Source organism: Paraburkholderia solitsugae, from assembly GCF_013177695.1.
In the GTDB taxonomy this organism is placed as follows: Bacteria; Pseudomonadota; Gammaproteobacteria; order Burkholderiales; family Burkholderiaceae; genus Paraburkholderia; species Paraburkholderia solitsugae.
Genome location: NZ_WOEY01000140.1, coordinates 1 through 2477 on the forward strand (window position 1 = coordinate 1; position 2477 = coordinate 2477).

3 protein-coding genes are annotated in these 2477 nt (G+C 60.2%); all 3 read right to left on the minus strand.

Annotated elements, in window-relative coordinates:
• On the minus strand, positions 1-238 hold a 238-nt coding region (locus GNZ12_RS36325), incomplete at its 3' end, for a DsrE family protein (protein ID WP_172316830.1).
• A 15-nt stretch (positions 239-253) separates the two neighbouring features.
• Positions 254-580, minus strand: coding sequence for a DsrE family protein (locus GNZ12_RS36330; RefSeq protein WP_172316832.1), 327 nt, complete (start codon positions 578-580; stop codon positions 254-256).
• Between the two features lie 721 nt (positions 581-1301).
• Positions 1302-2432 carry an IS110 family RNA-guided transposase gene (locus GNZ12_RS36335; RefSeq protein ID WP_172316834.1) on the minus strand — a complete coding sequence of 377 codons (1131 nt, stop codon included), beginning with the start codon at positions 2430-2432 and terminating at the stop codon, positions 1302-1304.
• Positions 2433-2477 lie beyond the last annotated feature (45 nt).

The following is a 2477-nucleotide window of genomic DNA, read 5'->3' on the forward strand; positions in this document are numbered from 1 at the left end:
CGGCAACCCAATCCTTGGTTGTCGGGTGATCCTCTTCCTCAACCGACGTTCCCTTGACCGGATTGGCATGCTGCGATTGCGCTTTCATGGTCAGGTTGACTGCGCCTTCGTAGGCGAACACCGTCACGTTGTGACCTCGACGCAGTGCCGCATCGACAATGCGCAGCGCCGTCGTGCTCGCTGCTTTCTCATACGGGGGATCCATCAGCGCCAGGGTCAATGTTTTACCGGTAGCCATCATGCTCTCCTTGCTTCAATGCCAAATGGCCTTGGTATCTGCCTCAAAAAGGAGATCCACAAGTTGATTGACGTCCGCTTTCTGGACACCTTCCACCAGCCGCTCGATCGCGCGTTCGCGCAGGGAGAATTCATCGGCGAGTACCGTGATGCCGCTGCGAGTCAGCTCCCCATATCGTTCGCTGAACTTCGCCCCCGGGCGAGTGGAAAGCACGCCGTTTTGAATCAGGAACAAAGTGACTGTGTTGTTCCTCTGGCGCACGCCCTTAATCAGTTCATGGAAGTGCTGAGTATCCCCGGCGTCGTACGGATCACGCGACTCTACGAACAGAAGATTTGCCATGTCAGCCTCCTGCCAGCCTGGAGCGCGAAAAAATCGGGTCTCGCCGATGCGTTGCCCCTGCGTCGCGCTGGTCGCAACGGGCGCCGAGTGATCGTGCGGCGGATGGGCCGCGCACTGCCGGTAATCTAGGTATAGCAAAACGGAGAAACAGGCCAAATAACCAAGCGTAATATAGCTAGCACTTGCTAATGCGACTGCGCGGGCCCAGTCATCGGTCATAGGTGTCGCGCTGCAACATACCGACCCTGACAGGATCGGCTCGAGACGCAACTTGAGATATCTCTTGACGTGGTCACGCGCGTGTCCGAAACCGGCCATGCCATTGGCACCGACGAGCTGCCGGTCACAGTCGCTTCGTCGAAAGGCGGCCCTTCCCTTGTGAGCGGACGTTCGCAAATCGATTGAGAAGGGCCGTTCATGGCCGACGGACTGATATGACTTTCCGTGTCAATCGGGATCGGTTTTCGTCGCTTCCGTTCCATAGGCGCGAGAATTTCCTGAGGGCGGCGTAGCAGTAAGTCTCGACGGTGGATCGCACTGATATCCGCGGGTTGGTTACCGCATTACAGAGGTCCGCCCCATGAGCCTGCCGCTATCTAAAGCCGCAAATCGGATGACATCCGTTGCATAGTCCGGTCGCGGGTTACTCGGGTGCCGGGCTACGCCGCCTTCAGGAAACTCCTTCAGTTTGCTATTTGTCAGTCACTGCCGGTGCCCATGGCTACGATGCCTGGGGGTGGCTCGGTACGGCAAGCGACATGGCCAGCCGGCTGATGTCCCAGATGAATCCCGCGAGCTCGCGAGCGACGGCGACAACAGCGATATTCACGTTCTTGCCGCGTGCGGCCAGCTTGCGATATCGGCGGCATAGTCGAACCTGTGCGTCCCAGGCACGGTCGATGATGGGCTTGGGGATACCTTCATGCCGTCGCTGGATGTCAGGACTCACGCGTGCGGGGTAACGGTAGCTCCAGGCCGCCTCGACGAGCAGCTTTCTTGCATAGCTGTTGCCGTTCTTCGTGATGCTGCCCTGTCGGCGGCGGTCGCCCGAAGAGTGTTCTGATGGCGTCACGCCAAGCCAGGCCATCAGCTGGCGCGGGTGTTCGAAGCGTGAGAGGTCCCCCAACTCGGAGAGCATACCGACGGCGGTGATGAACTTCACACCGCGCATGGTCTGCAGGCCCAGTACGGCCGGATAGAACCGCCAGTGGACGACGGCCTCACGCAGCGCTGCCTCGAGGCGGTCACATTGCGCGAGCCTGTCTTCAATCGTGCGACGGCACTCGTCGAAGGCCAGTTGTTGCCAGTGGTTTGGGAACGCAAATGTGCTCACCCATCGCCGGTGGGCGGGTCCCCAGTTGGCATTACCTGTATAGCGGACGCCGTGTGCGAGCAGAAAGGACTTGAGCCGCTGGCGCGCCTGCCGGTGATCCGCTTTAGCCGCTGCCCAGGCACGGGCCAGATCGCGGAACGCCTCATCGTCGACGTCCGGTACGTGCACCGCTGACAGGTCACCGGCGCGCAGTGAGCGCACCAGTTTGAGCGCATCACGACGGTCTGTCTTGACGCGCTCACCTGGCTTCTTCGGAATCAGCGATGGCGCGCACACCATGCAGTCGAATCCTTTGTGGACGAGCTCCCGGTAAAGTCCATAGCCACACGGACCCGCCTCATAGACAACGTGTATGTGCCGCGCTTTCGACTGAAGACGCTTGCACAGGCGATCGATATCAGCCTTCATGGTGCCGGTCTTGCCCAGCAGTTCCACGTCGCCCATGCCGACCGCGTACGCCACCGTGATCGACTCCTTGTGAACGTCCAGACCGACATACACCGTGCTATCGTTTTCCATGCTGGCCTCCGCGCTGGAAATCGCCGGGTGTGCCCCAGTGCACAC

Excerpts from the sequence above, each read along its gene's own strand:
- GNZ12_RS36335 (WP_172316834.1), bottom strand. The coding sequence starts at position 2,432 with ATGGAAAACGATAGCACGGTGTATGTCGGTCTGGACGTTCACAAGGAG.
- GNZ12_RS36330 (WP_172316832.1), bottom strand. The coding sequence starts at position 580 with ATGGCAAATCTTCTGTTCGTAGAGTCGCGTGATCCGTACGACGCCGGG.